At 41.1% G+C, this 15,895-nt stretch carries 14 protein-coding genes; 7 read left to right on the plus strand and 7 right to left on the minus strand.

Annotated elements, in window-relative coordinates:
• Positions 1-286: 286 nt before the first annotated feature.
• A complete protein-coding gene (locus B3139_RS16450) occupies positions 287-1,462 on the minus strand; it encodes an acyl-CoA dehydrogenase family protein (protein ID WP_293884649.1) in 1,176 nt (391 codons plus the stop codon).
• Positions 1,463-1,585: 123 nt separating this feature from the next.
• On the opposite strand from B3139_RS16450, the gene B3139_RS16455 reads away from it, so the two are divergent.
• Both B3139_RS16455 and lat read left to right on the plus strand, forming a co-directional pair.
• Positions 1,586-3,115 carry an aldehyde dehydrogenase family protein gene (locus B3139_RS16455; RefSeq protein WP_293884650.1) on the plus strand — a complete coding sequence of 510 codons (1,530 nt, stop codon included), beginning with the start codon at positions 1,586-1,588 and terminating at the stop codon, positions 3,113-3,115.
• A gap of 19 nt (positions 3,116-3,134) precedes the next feature.
• Positions 3,135-4,424 carry an L-lysine 6-transaminase gene (lat, locus tag B3139_RS16460; RefSeq protein WP_293884651.1) on the plus strand — a complete coding sequence of 430 codons (1,290 nt, stop codon included), beginning with the start codon at positions 3,135-3,137 and terminating at the stop codon, positions 4,422-4,424.
• 59 nt (positions 4,425-4,483) lie between these two features.
• Here the strand turns inward: lat and B3139_RS16465 are convergent, their stop codons facing one another.
• The 3 genes from B3139_RS16465 to B3139_RS16475 form a co-directional block, all read right to left on the minus strand.
• Positions 4,484-5,251 (minus strand): suppressor of fused domain protein, encoded by a 768-nt coding sequence (locus B3139_RS16465; protein WP_293884652.1) that lies wholly within the window; start codon positions 5,249-5,251, stop codon positions 4,484-4,486.
• Positions 5,252-5,331: 80 nt separating this feature from the next.
• Positions 5,332-5,781, minus strand: coding sequence for an energy transducer TonB (locus B3139_RS16470; protein ID WP_293884653.1), 450 nt, complete (start codon positions 5,779-5,781; stop codon positions 5,332-5,334).
• A gap of 71 nt (positions 5,782-5,852) precedes the next feature.
• On the minus strand, positions 5,853-6,836 hold the full coding sequence (locus tag B3139_RS16475) for a hypothetical protein (RefSeq protein ID WP_209577808.1): 984 nt from the start codon (positions 6,834-6,836) through the stop codon (positions 5,853-5,855).
• 221 nt (positions 6,837-7,057) lie between these two features.
• Here B3139_RS16475 and B3139_RS16480 point away from each other — a divergent pair, with 221 nt between their 5' ends.
• The 4 genes from B3139_RS16480 to B3139_RS16495 are packed head-to-tail and all read left to right on the plus strand — an operon-like array spanning position 7,058 to position 9,234.
• Positions 7,058-7,564, plus strand: a complete 507-nt coding sequence (locus B3139_RS16480) for a GbsR/MarR family transcriptional regulator (protein WP_209577807.1) — start codon at positions 7,058-7,060, stop codon at positions 7,562-7,564.
• 4 nt (positions 7,565-7,568) lie between these two features.
• Complete coding sequence (locus B3139_RS16485; protein WP_293884654.1) at positions 7,569-7,931, plus strand: hypothetical protein; 363 nt, start codon at positions 7,569-7,571, stop codon at positions 7,929-7,931.
• A 4-nt stretch (positions 7,932-7,935) separates the two neighbouring features.
• Positions 7,936-8,316 (plus strand): hypothetical protein, encoded by a 381-nt coding sequence (locus B3139_RS16490; RefSeq protein ID WP_293884655.1) that lies wholly within the window; start codon positions 7,936-7,938, stop codon positions 8,314-8,316.
• Positions 8,317-8,343: 27 nt separating this feature from the next.
• Positions 8,344-9,234 carry a TIGR01777 family oxidoreductase gene (locus B3139_RS16495; RefSeq protein ID WP_293884656.1) on the plus strand — a complete coding sequence of 297 codons (891 nt, stop codon included), beginning with the start codon at positions 8,344-8,346 and terminating at the stop codon, positions 9,232-9,234.
• 34 nt (positions 9,235-9,268) lie between these two features.
• Here the strand turns inward: B3139_RS16495 and B3139_RS16500 are convergent, their stop codons facing one another.
• Together B3139_RS16500 and B3139_RS16505 are read right to left on the minus strand one after the other, a co-directional pair.
• Positions 9,269-11,380, minus strand: a complete 2,112-nt coding sequence (locus B3139_RS16500; RefSeq protein WP_293884657.1) for a type IA DNA topoisomerase — start codon at positions 11,378-11,380, stop codon at positions 9,269-9,271.
• 29 nt (positions 11,381-11,409) lie between these two features.
• A complete protein-coding gene (locus tag B3139_RS16505) occupies positions 11,410-12,768 on the minus strand; it encodes a deoxyguanosinetriphosphate triphosphohydrolase (RefSeq protein WP_209577802.1) in 1,359 nt (452 codons plus the stop codon).
• A 245-nt stretch (positions 12,769-13,013) separates the two neighbouring features.
• Between B3139_RS16505 and B3139_RS16510 the strand changes: the two genes are divergently transcribed.
• Positions 13,014-14,072, plus strand: a complete 1,059-nt coding sequence (locus B3139_RS16510) for an aldose epimerase family protein (RefSeq protein ID WP_293884658.1) — start codon at positions 13,014-13,016, stop codon at positions 14,070-14,072.
• 64 nt (positions 14,073-14,136) lie between these two features.
• Here B3139_RS16510 and argH read toward each other — a convergent pair whose 3' ends face one another.
• Positions 14,137-15,468, minus strand: a complete 1,332-nt coding sequence (argH, locus tag B3139_RS16515) for an argininosuccinate lyase (protein ID WP_293884659.1) — start codon at positions 15,466-15,468, stop codon at positions 14,137-14,139.
• Between the last annotated feature and the right edge of the window lie 427 nt (positions 15,469-15,895).

Raw genomic sequence — 15,895 nt, forward strand, 5'->3', positions numbered from 1 at the left:
GTTAGGGTTAGTTTAGGTTTAATATAGGTAAAAGCTATACTAAACCTAACTTAAGGCTAAGTTATAGGTAAACAAAAACCATATTAAGGGATAAGAAAGTAGTAACTGTGTATTTTTTAGGGATAAGACACTGCTATAACTAAGGATAACACCCAGGTCAAAGACGAGTCCAACCGCAGCACAAACCTCAGCTTATCCATGCCGAAAAATAGCTTTTAAGAAATAAATACGCGTATGTGCGCAGGATAAAGGAACACAAAACCCTTTTGCGTAACCAAAATTTACATTATGAAAATGCGTTTAGACCCGTAATATCTTGACCTGTGATCAATAAATGAATATCATGAGTTCCCTCATAGGTAATTACAGACTCCAGGTTCATCATATGCCGCATTATCGGGAAGTCACCGACAATCCCCATTCCACCAAGGATCTGTCTAGATTCTCGTGCAATCTGCAGCGCCATATTGACATTGTTCCTTTTGGCCATGGAGATTTGCTGTGGTGTCGCGCGTCCTTCATTTTTGAGTACACCTAAACGCCATGATAACAACTGCGCCTTAGTAATTTCCGTAAGGAATTCTGCAAGTTTCTTTTGCTGCAATTGAAAACCAGCAATTGGCTTACCAAACTGATGACGTTCCTGCGCGTACTGAACGGCAGTTTCATAACAATCTATTGCTGCTCCAATAACGCCCCATGAAATCCCATAGCGGGCTGAATTCAAACAGGAAAGCGGTCCCCGCATTGAATTTACACCTGGAAGCACATTTTCTGCTGGGATAAAAACATCATGAAAAACCAATTCACCTGTTTTCGAGGCGCGCAACGACCATTTATGTAGGGTTTCTGGCGTTTCAAAACCTGCCATTCCACGCTCAACGATCACCCCGTTTACTTTTCCGGACTCATCCCTCGCCCAGACCACAGCAATATCACATACGGGTGAATTTGTGATCCACATCTTGGCTCCATTTAATAAAAAGCCATCACCTTTGGTGGTTAATTTAGTTTCCATTCCACCGGGATCAGACCCATGATTGGGCTCAGTAAGACCAAAAGAGCCGACCAACTCCCCCGACGCCAGCCGCGGCAAATATTTAACACGCTGTTCCTCGCTACCATAGGTGTAAATCGGAAACATCACCAAAGAGGATTGCACAGAAGCTGCCGACCGAATGGCCGAGTCACCAGCTTCCAGTTCCTGCATGATTAAGCCATAAGAGATCTGATCCAAACCGGCTCCGCCATATTCAGTCGGAATATAAGGACCCAAGGCTCCAATAGCACCTAATTTAGGCATCAAACCAGCAATAGCACGATGCTCCTGTGCCGCATCCTCAATAAAAGGCTTAATCTCTGCTTTCACAAAATCGCGGACAGACTGCCGTATCAGTTTATGTTCTTCGGACAATAAATCATCCACTTGATAATAATCGGTATTGATCTGTTTAGTCATCATATAGTCTACATTAGCTTATCTAAGATAAAGAAAATTTTTTCACTGAACAATATTCAGTATAAACTTGACAACAAAAAACTTATTTCATATATTTAAATCATTCAGCGAATAAAATAAACCATTATGATAAAATCAGCGCTTAAAACACTTGGGATATCTTCTCAAAATTTAGGGTCATCAACTGGACAGCAATGGTTTTCCAAAGGCAAAGAATTCGAGTCCTTTTCACCTGTCGACGGAAAACTCATCGCGAAGATAAAAGGCAGTCATAGTAAAGACTATGAAGCAGTTGTTAAGCAGGCTGCTGATGCTTTTTTACAATGGCGTCTACTGCCCGCTCCGAAAAGAGGGAACATTGTTCGCCAGTTGGGAGACAAACTTCGTGAACTGAAACCCATCCTCGGAAAGTTAGTTTCCTATGAAATGGGTAAATCTTATCAGGAGGGTATGGGCGAAGTACAGGAAATGATAGACATATGCGACTTCGCTTTGGGTCTATCCCGCCAATTATATGGCAACACCATTCACTCGGAACGCCCGGGGCACCGTATGTACGACCAATATCACCCCTTGGGCGTGGTGGGTGTTATTACCGCATTCAATTTTCCAGTAGCCGTTTGGGCATGGAACACTGCGCTAGCCTTAGTCTGCGGAAATACGGTGGTGTGGAAGCCAAGCGAAAAGACGCCATTATGTGCGCTAGCTTGCCAAAAAATACTTGCAGAAATCTTACATCACAACGGACTACCTGAAGGAATATCCAACCTTATTATAGGCGACAGGCAAGCCGGAGAGTGGCTCACCGCAGACAATCGCATTGCTTTAATTTCTGCCACAGGCTCTACCCGTATGGGAAAAGAAGTCGCCGTTACTGTAGCGCAACGTCTTGGTAAGACTCTTTTGGAACTTGGCGGTAACAATGCAATCATCGTGACGCCCGATGCAGACTTAAAAATGACCATTATCGGCGCCGTCTTTGGAGCTGTAGGTACAGCTGGACAACGTTGTACAAGCACACGAAGACTTATTGTCCATGAGCGCATTTATGAAGAGGTTAAAAAACAACTGACTAAAGCGTATGGTCAACTAAAAATTGGAGACCCCTTAGATACGAAAAATCATGTAGGACCATTGATCGACAAAGACGCCGTAAAATCATACTTAAACGCACTGGAAAACATTAAAAAACAAGGAGGAAAATTGCTAATTAAGGGAAAGGTTCTTGAAGGTAAGGGATATGAAAGCGGCTGTTATGTGCAGCCAGTCATTGCAGAAGTGGAAAACCATTATGAAATCGTACAGCAAGAGACCTTTGCCCCGATTCTTTATTTGATCAAATATAAGGGTGATATCCGTGCCGCTATAGATCTTCAGAACAGTGTTGGCCAGGGGTTGTCTTCTGCGGTCATGACAAACAATCTGCAGGAAGCTGAGCTGTTTCTAAGTGCTGCAGGCTCTGATTGCGGTATTGCCAATGTCAATATCGGCACTTCAGGGGCCGAAATCGGAGGAGCATTTGGAGGCGAAAAAGAAACCGGTGGCGGTCGGGAATCTGGTTCTGATGCCTGGAAAGCCTACATGCGCCGTCAGACAAACACCATCAATTATACGACTGATCTGCCCTTGGCACAAGGGATCAAATTTGATTTATAAACCATTTACACACAAAACTATGAACAACGTACATGAAAGATTAAGCAAACATATATTAGCCGATGGGTTTCCTTTGGTTATGGATATGGAAAAATCCCATGGTTCTTATGTCGTAGATGAAAATGGTGACGAATACCTTGATATGTTCAGCATGTTTGCCTCGATGGCCGTGGGCTACAATCACCCCCATTTGGTCAAACAACGTGATTTTTTAGGTAAAATGGCAGTCAATAAACCTGCCATGTCGGATATCTACACGAAAGAGTTTGCTGATTTTGTTGACACATTTGATCGTGTGGCCATACCGAAAGAACTTTCCTATGCCTTTTTCATCTCGGGAGGAACTCTCGCAGTGGAAAACGCTTTAAAAGCTGCATTCGACTGGAAAACAAGACTGAATTTTGCCCAAGGAATACAAAAAGAAGCGAGCCAGGTAATTCACTTTAGACAGGCATTTCACGGTAGATCTGGCTATACACTTTCCTTAACAAATACACAAGACCCCAGAAAATACCTCTATTTCCCCAAGTTCAACTGGCCACGCATTACCAATCCGAAGCTGAGCTACCCCTTAACAAGGGAACATATTGATCAAACCATTGCTTTGGAGAAACAAGCTGTCTACGAAATACATGAAGCCCTTGCAGCGAACCCACATGATATCGCCTGCATCTTAATTGAACCGATTCAGGGTGAAGGCGGCGACAATCATTTCCGGATGGAATTTTTCTTACAACTCCGTAAAATCTGTGACGAAAATCAGATTCTATTGATCTTTGACGAAGTACAGACTGGATTGGGAATCACTGGTAAAATGTGGGCTTACCAACATTACAATGTAATTCCTGATATCATTGCTTTTGGCAAAAAAGCACAGGTATGTGGGATACTGGCCAGCAAAGAGAAATTTGATCAAGTGGAACATCATGTTTTCAAAGAATCAAGTCGTATCAATTCCACATTCGGTGGCGATTTTATGGATATGCTCCGCTTTAAATTAATTCTTGAAGTCATAGAACAGGAAAATCTCGTTCAAAATGCGGCCGAAAAAGGACGTTACCTCCAAGAGGAGCTCCAGAAGTTGATCGCAAAAAAAACACAGCTGTCTAATTTAAGGGGCGAGGGACTATTTGTTGCATTGGATTTTGACGCTGAAAGCGGACGCAATGAATTTATCAAGAATGCCTATGCAAATAAGCTTATCATGTTAGGTTGTGGTGAGAAAAGTGTTCGCTTTAGACCGCATCTTAATGTGAGTTATACGGATATCGACAAGACGATAACCCTTATGGAAAAAAGTATTTCCTAAAGGATATGCAATGCTATACTGTTTCGGTGCCTGTAGCATTGCATATCTTTTTTTAAAACCTATCTATCTTTACAGACATTAGGGCGATCAACATCAACCAGTTCCGAAATTCCGTATTCATCAAAACGATCTAAAAGGGCATCGGTGCCCTCCTCAAGTTTATAATCCATCTCTTCTCTATATACTGGAATCATCGCATAAAAATTGATGATATTTCCATCTTTAGTTTTCAACTCCAAAAAATCTTCATCAAAACTTAGCATAGGCGGAAGCAGTAACATACAACCAAACCCGGTATTTGCGATATCTTCGGCTTCCATTCCATTGGGAATGGTATGTCCATAACCTAACCAGGTTTTGTACTCATGTGGAAACCGCGCTAATCTTTTCAAAAAATATACTGGCCAATAATTGTTATCGTCCTGAAATTCTTCTTCCCCTATTTTCCAATCTGCAGGCAACACAACCATTAACTCAGCACGTTCATAAGTTTCCTTATTTTCCACCTCATCCGGAACCTGCATCGGTAAATCACTCATACCTGAAGTGACCAATATATGGTATGGATAGTTTGCACTTGGTTTAATCCAATGCACATCAATATGGACTAGTTCGGAGACAATTTCATGAAACACCATATCGGGTTCGGCAATATATTTTGTCAAGTGTTCCTCTATTTCATCAAGATAGACACATTGGATCTCCGGAAATAAGTTCTTCGGATCGTTATCCTCAGACTGATCTTCATAACGGTATACGGTAGATCCCCCCGGTGTAATTTCCGGATCCTTTTTTTCAGACGCGGATTCTTCCGCTCCACTGCTCATAATTTTTTTGACTTTATCCCAAAATGTCATAGTATCTTATAAATGGTGAAAATTTAAGCGATTATTTTTCTATTCAAATTTTATTCAATTACAGCTACTACAGGCTGTCTAAATCTTGTTTTAACTGATTTTCCATTAACTTGTGCTGGCATCCATTGCGGCGATTTTCGCATAACGGACAATACAGCTTTTGCAAACTCAGGGCTAACCTTTTCTGGGTTCTCGATTTCGATATTGCAGATAGACCCATCCTCACATACAATAAATTTGAGAATGGCTGTCTGTTTGGGGCCATATTTTGCATAGGCCACACTATCCATTGTTCCAACAGTTCTTGATAAGTCTAGATTATATTGCAAAAACCTGGACCATGCCACTGCTCCGCCTTTAAAATAAGGAAAATTATCAACGTCCTGTGCAATGCTGTCGGCCGGGATATCACGCTTAGCAATCACCTGCGCACTTGCAGAAGTACATACGAACAAGAAAAGTAGAATCGAAAAAAAAGTTTTGAAGCCTGTTAAATACATAACCTATACTAACCATAATCGTACCATTTAACGCTTGCATACGATCATTTATTGCGTGAAGCAATACACTATTAATTCAGTGGCATATCAACATGAGCAACAAAATCTCCGTTTTCGTTAACAAGAAAGCTAATGGGATGCTCCGGATTCTTAATAATCTCGAACAAGGTCAACCCCCAGGGTTTCCAAAAATTTTCCAGCACCTGGCCATAGGTTTTATTTTGCCAAGGATCAAAAATAGGTTTCATCGACATATCAGCTAATGGCATCGGCTCTACATATACTTTCTGTGGTGTATTTAAGTAAGTATAATCTGGCAAACGATTAAATAAGTAGGCTGAATAAAAATAGCGCGCGCACAATTCCTCAAATTGGATAGGGTGCAATGTTTTACCCGAAATGATTTTCAGGATATCTTCATGATAAATATTGTTTGTAGCATTATCTTGCAGACAGGCTACTAAGGCAAAGTCTTTCATACGAATAGAGAAGATCAATGTGTTGATTTCGTCCCGATACATAAATGTATCGGGCGCATTCTCCACAGGTACAACAACCAGTGAAAATGGAAACGTGTTTTCAAACTCCATTGGTACGACCAATGATTGCAACATCGCATGCAAATTTGTAAAACGCTGTGCAAGCGCCTGTGAAAAATTCATCTCCTCACCCGAAGCTTTTTGTTGGCGAATTCCTGCAAGAATTTCATTAAAAACTACGCCATAAATAATTTTTGTCATCCATTGAAACAACAATAGCGGATCCAACTGCTTAACCGCCTCATACCCCTGCTCAAATGACTGCTCTACCAACCGTTCCATTTGCTCAATAGCCGCTGCCGCCGCCATGGAACAAGGTAGTTTCAACGATTTGTAAGTCACCAGATTTTCATCTAGCATTTTAAAAGGTTTATCTTCCAATTGAAAGGATTTCATCATCCACACTGGAAAGACCTGAATGGATTCTTCTTCCGACTGAAGCTTACTTCCTGTTAAAAAACAAATATCTGAATCAAACTGAAATTGTTTGAAAGGATTATACAAAGTTGTCGCCATAATGCGGACAAAGTTAAAACAAATCGAAAAGTCCACAAGAAAAGCAAATTCTTATTACGAAAGGGTGACTCGTAGAACATAACTTATTTTATTTTCAGAAATTTTTGAAAATTCAAAAACTTTAAATAACTTTGATCTAACAAATTCACAGGATGCTGTAAATAAGCTGAACGTAAGAATCGCTTAAGGAAAAATTTAAATACGAACAAAAAGAAAGCTCAATGGAATTACAAGAAGCAAAACAACAATTCATAGACACATGGGGAGCTTTAGGTTCTGAATGGGGCATCAACAAATCTGTCGCTCAGGTTCATGCATTACTCCTCTCGGCAAGTAACCCCATGTCTACCGACGAGATTATGGAAAAGTTGGTTATCTCGCGGGGGAACGCCAATATGAGTATCCGACAATTGATCGACTACGGGATAGTTTACAAAAAACATATTGCCGGCGACAGGAAAGAATATTTTGTTGCGGAGAAAGAAGTCTTAAAATGGGCCATGAAAATTGCGGTCATGCGTAAGCAGAAAGAACTCGACCCTGTCATGGACATTCTAAAAGATATAAGCCGAAATACGGAAAAAGATCAGACAGCAGAGGGCAAAGAGTTTCACAAAACGGTCAAAGACATCCAGAATCTGACGGATCAACTCGAAACTATTGCCAACAAAATTTTCAATACAAGCGGCGGAGATTTATTGATTAAATTCATCAAACTAATGATGTAGCATTATGAACTTTAATATCTTAGCGTACACAGTCTATGGCCTACTCACCTGTTATATCATCATTTGGGTGGGGCGGTTATTCCACAGAAACGGCCGGATTTTTATCCTATCGCTTTTTCAACAGGATATCAACTTGGCCGATACGACTAACAATCTATTGCTCCTAGGATATTATCTGCTCAACATTGGCTATGCCATCTTACAATTTAGTTACTGGAAACAAATCGCATCATTTGATGAACTAATCAGCAGTATTGCATTCAAAACAGGAAGATTACTTTTTGTCCTTGTTGGCTTACATTACATCAATATGCTCGCTATTTATTTCTTCGGAAAAAGAAAAAATTCATTAACCATTAAACATTAATATCATGGGAAATTTAACCGTTATCGGGTACTTTATTTACCTACCCATTGCACTAGGATTAACCTATTATGTCGCCTACGTGCTTTTCAAAAATAGTATAGTGTACATGGATGATATCTTCGCCGGCAGGCCGGAGGTAGCCCATGCGACTAATAATCTTTTCCGCATCGGATTCTACCTGATGAATTTGGGATTTGCGCTTTATATCCTTGAAATCAGCCTTTACAAGCCAAGTCTTCAGGAACTCATTGAGCGCCTAAGCTATAAAATCGGTGGGTTTAGCATATATCTTGGTGTGATGCTTTTCCTCAATATGTTTCTCTTCTTTAGGGGCAAACGAATCGCTAAACAAAGAAGAGCATTGGATACTACTTACGATAGCTAATCTGAAAGGTTCTCAAATAGAAATACCATGGATAAAATAGTCATTGCTGGAGGGACAGGTTTTGTTGGACAATATCTTTCCAAGAGATTTCAAACTTTAGGTTTTCAAGTTGTCGTGATTGGGCGACGTCGGGGCACTATTCAATGGACTGATCACTCCAGTATTTCTGATGCACTGGAAAATGCGGCTATCCTAATCAATCTAGCTGGAAAATCTGTCAACTGTCGATACACTGAAAAAAATAAAGCCGAAATATTTTCTTCGAGAACAGATACGACATCGATTCTCGGTGAACTAATAGCAGGCTGTACCAATCCACCAAAATTATGGCTAAATTCTAGCACTGCGACCATTTACCGTCACGCTGAGGACCGTCCGATGACTGAAAGTTCGGGTGAAATCGGAACAGGATTTTCCGTTGATGTTGCCATGCTGTGGGAAAAAACCTTTTTCGATTTTAAATTACCGCAGACTCGACAGGTAGCACTCCGTATGGCCATTGTACTGGGGCCGGATGGTGGCGTTATACATCCTTTTAAAAACCTGGTCCGTTTTGGCCTCGGTGGTATACAGGGTAATGGCCGGCAATATTTTAGCTGGATCCATATCGAAGATCTTTTTCAGATCATCCAGTTCTTACAACGCCATGACGACATTAGTGGTGTCATCAATTGTGCGGCTCCCCATCCGATTACGAATAAAACCTTTATGGACACCTTTCGGCAGATCATGCATCGTAAAATTGGGCTACCTTCTCCCAAATGGCTACTGGAGATAGGAGCTGCTTTGATCGGTACGGAAACAGAGCTCCTTTTGAAAAGTCGTTGGGTATTACCGGAAAGATTGGAAAATCATGCTTACAGATTCAAATTTCCTACCATTTCGAGTGCGCTGGAGGATATTCTTCAACTTGGTTAACAGTAAAAAAGATAACAACGTGGGATACACTGGCTTATCCCACGTTAACTTTAAAATTTTCAAATACAAGCGGCGCATTAACAATAGTGCCTTCGTTATTTTTCACGCCTTTAAACTCCGAAGTTTTGCCTTTCTCCAACAGGTTCTTCATCTCCTTTTCGTCTAGAAAGATACCGTTCAATGTTCGCCAGATCTTAAAATCACATCCACGGGCATAATGGTCACATTGGGCGACTTTATCATAGAGCAAAATTAGCCCACTCTCACATTTCGGACATTTTATTTTTCCTTTCTGCTGGGGTTTAACTTCCTCCTGCGCAAGTGAAATCCGCAGCGTCAACAGTTCTTTAGTAATTTTGGCGGTGTAATCCTTAATATGTTTCATAAAAACATCATAGGAAACCTTATTGGCGCGCATTTCCTCCAGCTTCTGTTCCCATTTACCTGTCAACGTTACCTTGGCAATGGAACGATCTTTTACAAGGTTATACACGGCCAGTCCTTTTTCTGTTGGGATCAGTTTTTTCTTATCGCGCTTTATGTAGTCACGTTGAAAAAGCGTCTCAATAGTTGCAGCACGTGTAGCTGGGGTACCTAGGCCACAGTCTTTCATGGCCTGACGCATTTCATCGTCTTCAATTTCCTTTCCCGAAGTTTCCATGGCCTTCAATAATGAGGCTTCGGTATGTATGGGTCTGGCTTTGGTAAAACGTTCGGCAAGTTCGAGGGTCAGAATCTGCAATAATTCTTCGGCTAACAGCTTCGGTAATTGCGCATTTTCGTTGTCCTGATCCTCATTGTTCTTATCTTCATCCGGCGCTTCGATCTGCTCTGCAGACAACCGCCAGCCGTATTGCTTGATCACAGTACCTTTGGCAATGAGCTCAACACCTTGTGCATCTATCGTAACGGTAGTAATATCTTTTATACATACTTCCGAAAAACTTTCGACCATGCGCTTGGCAATCATATTGTAGATATTCTGCTGCTCTTTCAGCATGGGTCCGGGCTTTTCATCCGTCACTAACAGAGCATGGTGATCCGTTACCTTTTTATCATCGACAGAACGCTTATTCAATTTCGCGCCGATCAGATTTTTTGCGATTGATGCAATGGACTCTTCTGCTGTATCTGCCAAATGTTGAAAAAGTGCGCCAATTTCTTCAAAAACATCTTCACCAATATAACGGGAACCAGTACGCGGATAAGTAATAACCTTCTTTTCGTACAGTGTTTGCGCAATACTGAGCGTCTGATCGGCCGAATAACCATATTTTTTATTCGCATCCTGTTGCAGCGATGTTAAATCAAACAACAGCGGTGGTTGCTCTTTTGTTTCTTTGGCTTCTACCCTTGCCACACGTGCATTGGAACCAACCGTGAGTCGCGCAACGGTCTCTTCAGCGACATCCTTTTTATCGATCTTAGCAGAGGTAGCTTTAAAACTGATATTGTCTTTTTCAAACCCGGCCTGGATTTTATAAAATGCCTGCGGTTTAAAGTCTTTATTTTCCAGATAGCGCGAACAGATCATGGCCAAAGTTGGTGTCTGCACGCGACCTAAAGAAAGCAGGCCTTTATTACCAGCTGCTAACGTGATGGCTTGCGTTGCATTGATACCGATCAGCCAGTCCGACTCCGAGCGTGAGCGGGCAGACATGTAGAGGCTATCGTATTCCGTACCTTCCTTCAAATTGGCAAATCCCTCCTTAATGGCTTTATCCGTTTGGCTTGAAATCCACAAGCGTTTAAACGGCACTTTAGACCCTAAAAAATAATATATATTGCGAAAGATCAATTCGCCTTCCCGTCCGGCATCGGTAGCCACAATGATTTCTTCGGCCTGATCCAAAAGGGATTTAATGGTATTGAGCTGCTTTACTGCTCCAGTATCGTCCATCTGCTTGCCATCACGCTTCACCTTTTTCGACTCCAGTTTAAAAGTTTGTGGAATGATGGGCAAGTTTGAGATTGTCCACGAATTATATCCGTAGGCCTGAGGTGTACAGAGTTGGACCAAATGTCCGAAAGCATACGTAAAAGCATACCCATTACCGGCAATATACCCGTCTTTGACTTCCTTCGCCCCCATCACCCGAGCTAGATCACGTGCCACGGAGGGCTTTTCAGCAATTACAACCTTCATTTTAGCTATGAGATATTAGATGTTAGATGTTAGTCGATCGAAGGTATCGTTATTCCCTTGATCTTACGATACAGCTCTATCGCATAAACGTCGGTCATGCCTGATACAAAATCCAATACGCAACGGATCTTCGAATACGAATCTTGTTTTTCTGTATAAAATTGTTCAGGAATTAAAGCGACAAGTTTCTTATCGTAATTATTCTTATTCTTCTTGAGGTACGCTGGAACAAATTCTTTTAAAAGTGCATCCATCACCCGATAGCCAGCAATCTCAATCTGTACAACCGTGGGAGCATTGTAGATTTTTGCGATAGAAATCTTCGAGATTTTGTTCATCTGTGCAACAATTTCTTCATCAAGTGCATCCATTAGCGCTGACCCGAATGTTCCAGACAAGAATTTGTCCTGTTCACGTACAAAGACGTCAACACATCCTTTAATCAAGGTGTTGATAGCTTTGGCCCGCAACAATGCTACTCGGCTCGGCGTATCCAGCAGACCGTCGAGTCTGTCGCGAAGATTCTCTTTACCACATAGCGGCAATAGCAACTCTTCCACTTCTTGATAGGACAAAATCTTCAGATGATGAGCATCTTCCAGGTCTATAATATTGTAACAGATATCATCTGCAGCCTCCACCAGATAAACCAACGGATGTCTCAGATAGCCTTTTGGATTAGAAGGATCTTTTAATAAGCCCAATTCATTGGCGATTTTTTCGAATGCTTTTTGCTCTTCTGTAAAAAAGCCATACTTCTTGCGGTGATGACTTTTCTTAAGATGCCCATCAATGGCTAGACATGGATATTTCACGATGGAAGCCAAGGAAGTATATGTCAATGCAAATCCTTTAGGATCTTTGCCCTGAAAGGCATGTGTCAGGATACGTAAGGCATTTGCATTTCCTTCAAAATGGGTTAAATCGGCCCATTCCTCAGCCGTAACCTGCTCTTGGTATTTACGCCCGTCTCCGTCTGTGAAGTAAGTCGATATGGCGGACTCACCCGAGTGGCCAAAGGCAGGATTACCCAAATCATGTGAAAGGCATGCTGCAGAAATAATATTGCCGACTTCCTGAAGAAACGGATAATCCGCATCAAGATTGGGGTTTTCCTCTTTCAACTTCGCATAAAACATACGTCCCAAAGAGCGTCCAACACTGGCTACTTCCAAACTATGGGTCAATCTATTGTGAACGAATACAGCGCCAGGTAGCGGAAAAACCTGTGTTTTATTCTGTAATCTTCGAAATGGGGAAGAAAAGATCAAACGATCGTAATCCCGTTGAAATTCCGACCGCGCCACGAGATAACTATCTACGCTCCGATCTTCGTAACCCCAGCGCTTTGCGGAGAGCAAATCTTTCCAATTCATTTTTTCAGACATAGCGCAAACTTAGATAAATTTGCCCTTAAATACAATTATAATCCTTGCGGCACTGCCCCAAAATTACCCTAAACATCTTTGGCCCACATTCACTGCTGACTTCTTTATTTCCTTATTAAATTGCGATTTTTATACCAAAATTCTCGGTTGAATGGTAGCAAATTTTATAGATGCCCGCGATCAAAGTCATTTTTATACTGGTTATATTCTGTATCTTTATGCTACAATACCAATAGGGATCAATCATGACAAAATATCAAACACTTATTCCAAAACATTTTGAAGGTACAATTGACGGCAAAAACACGCATTTGCTCTTATTAAAAAATGAAGGGGGCATGCAAGTCCTCTTAACTGACTACGGTGCACGTATTGTCAGTATTTTGGTTCCTGACAACAAAGGAAATTTGGTAGACGTTGCACTGGGGTTTGATTCTATTCAGGCCTATCTCGATTCAGACGAGAAATACCATGGTTGCACTGCAGGGCGTTTCGCAAATCGCATTGCAGATGGTAAATTTGAAATCAACGGAAAGCATTACACACTTCCTCAAAACAATGGCAATAATTGTCTTCATGGCGGTATATCGGGTTTTCATGACAAGGTTTGGGATAGAAGGGTTACCTATCAATCGCACGTTGAATTTTATTATATTTCTCCAGATGGTGAGGAAGGTTTTCCTGGGAACCTAAAAGTGATGGTTTCCTATACCTTATCGCGAAATAATGAGATCATTATTAAATATCATGCGCAATCGGATGCTGATACACATGTCAACTTAACCAACCATACCTACTTCAATCTGGACGGGGAAGGTAGTGGTGACGTATTGCAGCAGATCCTTCAGATCAATTCAGATGAAGTTTTATTTGTAGACGAGAATCAGATACCGAATGCAATAGTACCTGTAGAAGGCACAGCTTTTGATTTCCGCATCCCGAAACCTATTGTTCAGGACATCGCAGCTAACAATGAACAATTAATTGCTGCGAAAGGATACGACCATTGTTATGTCAATAATCAGCCCATCTCCCTGCCCTGTGCGACAGCTTATTCGAAAAATACGGGCATTCAGCTGGATGTTTTCACCACCGAACCAGGTGTACAGCTTTATACAGCAAACTGGATGACGGGAAATGATTATGGTAAAACAGGCCATAAGTACCTCCCCTATGCCGGATTTTGTCTGGAAACGCAGCATTTTCCGGATACGCCCAACCAAGCAGACTTTCCTTCTACTTTGTTGAAAGCCGGAGAGTCATTTGACTCCGAGACACACTTTAAGTTCTCAATAAAAAAATAGCAAAATAGACCGGCCGGTCTATTTTGCTATGTGATGTCTTTTTCCAAGAAGACAACAGCACCTTTTATTTTAGAAGATCGTCTATTGCAGAATTAACTTTGTCAAAACAGAAAGTCGCTTTGACCTCTTCAAACATACGTTGAATCTGATCGTTGCATAGATTTCCAATACTCCCTTCGTGGGTATGATTTACTTCTTTCGATGGCTTGAAGCGCCCTTCATCAATATCAATGCCTATAGTACGATAGGCTTCACGGAATGGCACCCCTTTAAGGACTTCATTGTTTACCACTTCTACGGAAAACAGATAATCATATTTTGGATCGTCCAGGATATTCTCTTTAACGGAAATGTTTTCCAACATGAAGGTTGCAATTTCAAGACATTCATTGAGTGATTTAAAAGCCGGGAATAAATTCTCTTTTAACAACTGAAGATCCCTATGGTAACCGGATGGCAAATTTGTTGTCATCAATGCAATCTCATTTGGCAATGCTTGAATCTTATTACAGCGCGATCGGATCAACTCAAAGACATCAGGATTTTTCTTATGCGGCATAATACTCGATCCTGTGGTCAAATGTGCAGGAAATGAGATAAAGCCAAAATTCTGGTTGATATAAAGACAGACGTCCATGGCAAACTTAGCTAGGGTTGCGGCTATTGAACTCATCCCCTGTGCCAAGATACGTTCGGTTTTACCACGTCCCATCTGCGCATAGACCACATTATAATTGAGATCCTCAAACCCCAACAATTGCGTGGTCAGGGTCCTATTTAAAGGGAAAGATGATCCATAACCTGCAGCGGATCCCAACGGATTTTTGTTACAAACCTTCCAGGCTGCACGCATCATCTCCAGATCATCAACAAGGCTTTCGGCGTAAGCACCAAACCACAACCCAAACGATGAAGGCATGGCGATCTGCAAATGGGTGTAACCAGGAATGAGGATATGCTTGTACTGCTCGCTGAGTTTTATTAATTCGCTAAAAAACGCTTCTGTATTGTGGATGATATGTTGAATTTCGGAGCGAAAGTATAACTTTAGATCGACCAATACCTGATCATTACGGGATCTGCCTGAATGGATTTTTTTCCCTGCTTCACCGATACGCTGTGTAAGCAGCATTTCAACCTGCGAGTGCACGTCTTCCACAGAATCTTCAATGCGAAAATCTCCAGCAAGGATTTCGCTATAGATATTTTTTAGCTCTTTCTGTACGAGCGCCAGGTCCTCATCCGTCATGAGGTCTATACTGTTCAACATACGTGTATGAGCCAATGAGCCCAAAACATCTGCAGCAGCAAGTTGCAGATCCATGACCCGGTCATTGCCCACAGTAAACGATTCTACAAAAGAATCTACATCTATATTTTTTTGCCAGATTTTCATTCTTCTAATTTTTTAAATGCTATTTTGATCAAAAGCTTATGGCAGGTTTAGGATGGATTGAAGCTCCTGATAATTTTATGACATCCGATTTTTACAAAAATACCAATTGCAAATGGTTATATCAATGCAAAGATTGCATACATTTTTTGGATGACTTCGTTAAAAAATGGAAAAATAGCGTCGTTAAAATAGGCTATTACAAAAAAAATAAAATGTTAAAAGTTTGTTAAATCGCGATAAACACACATTATAAGTGATCACTCACTTTATTTTTAAAAGTTATTTTGTCAGTTTTTTAAGTATTCCTATGTTTGTAGTGTAAGGGAGATGAAAAAATAGAAGATGGTAGGGTTAGTAAATACTTACCGCTTTAAATACACCGAAATTTCAAACCAAATATGATAGACCTCAAAGTCTTAAAACTTGA

The organism is Sphingobacterium sp. UBA1498, assembly GCF_002325125.1.
Taxonomy (GTDB): Bacteria; Bacteroidota; Bacteroidia; order Sphingobacteriales; family Sphingobacteriaceae; genus Sphingobacterium.

What these genes read in the sequence shown, in the direction of transcription:
- B3139_RS16450 (WP_293884649.1), bottom strand. Translation starts at nt 1,462, where the DNA reads ATGATGACTAAACAGATCAATACCGATTATTATCAAGTGGATGATTTA.
- B3139_RS16455 (WP_293884650.1), top strand. Translation starts at nt 1,586, where the DNA reads ATGATAAAATCAGCGCTTAAAACACTTGGGATATCTTCTCAAAATTTA.
- lat (WP_293884651.1), top strand. Translation starts at nt 3,135, where the DNA reads ATGAACAACGTACATGAAAGATTAAGCAAACATATATTAGCCGATGGG.
- B3139_RS16465 (WP_293884652.1), bottom strand. Translation starts at nt 5,251, where the DNA reads ATGAGCAGTGGAGCGGAAGAATCCGCGTCTGAAAAAAAGGATCCGGAA.
- B3139_RS16470 (WP_293884653.1), bottom strand. Translation starts at nt 5,781, where the DNA reads ATGTATTTAACAGGCTTCAAAACTTTTTTTTCGATTCTACTTTTCTTG.
- B3139_RS16475 (WP_209577808.1), bottom strand. Translation starts at nt 6,836, where the DNA reads ATGGCGACAACTTTGTATAATCCTTTCAAACAATTTCAGTTTGATTCA.
- B3139_RS16480 (WP_209577807.1), top strand. Translation starts at nt 7,058, where the DNA reads ATGGAATTACAAGAAGCAAAACAACAATTCATAGACACATGGGGAGCT.
- B3139_RS16485 (WP_293884654.1), top strand. Translation starts at nt 7,569, where the DNA reads ATGAACTTTAATATCTTAGCGTACACAGTCTATGGCCTACTCACCTGT.
- B3139_RS16490 (WP_293884655.1), top strand. Translation starts at nt 7,936, where the DNA reads ATGGGAAATTTAACCGTTATCGGGTACTTTATTTACCTACCCATTGCA.
- B3139_RS16495 (WP_293884656.1), top strand. Translation starts at nt 8,344, where the DNA reads ATGGATAAAATAGTCATTGCTGGAGGGACAGGTTTTGTTGGACAATAT.
- B3139_RS16500 (WP_293884657.1), bottom strand. Translation starts at nt 11,380, where the DNA reads ATGAAGGTTGTAATTGCTGAAAAGCCCTCCGTGGCACGTGATCTAGCT.
- B3139_RS16505 (WP_209577802.1), bottom strand. Translation starts at nt 12,768, where the DNA reads ATGTCTGAAAAAATGAATTGGAAAGATTTGCTCTCCGCAAAGCGCTGG.
- B3139_RS16510 (WP_293884658.1), top strand. Translation starts at nt 13,014, where the DNA reads ATGACAAAATATCAAACACTTATTCCAAAACATTTTGAAGGTACAATT.
- argH (WP_293884659.1), bottom strand. Translation starts at nt 15,468, where the DNA reads ATGAAAATCTGGCAAAAAAATATAGATGTAGATTCTTTTGTAGAATCG.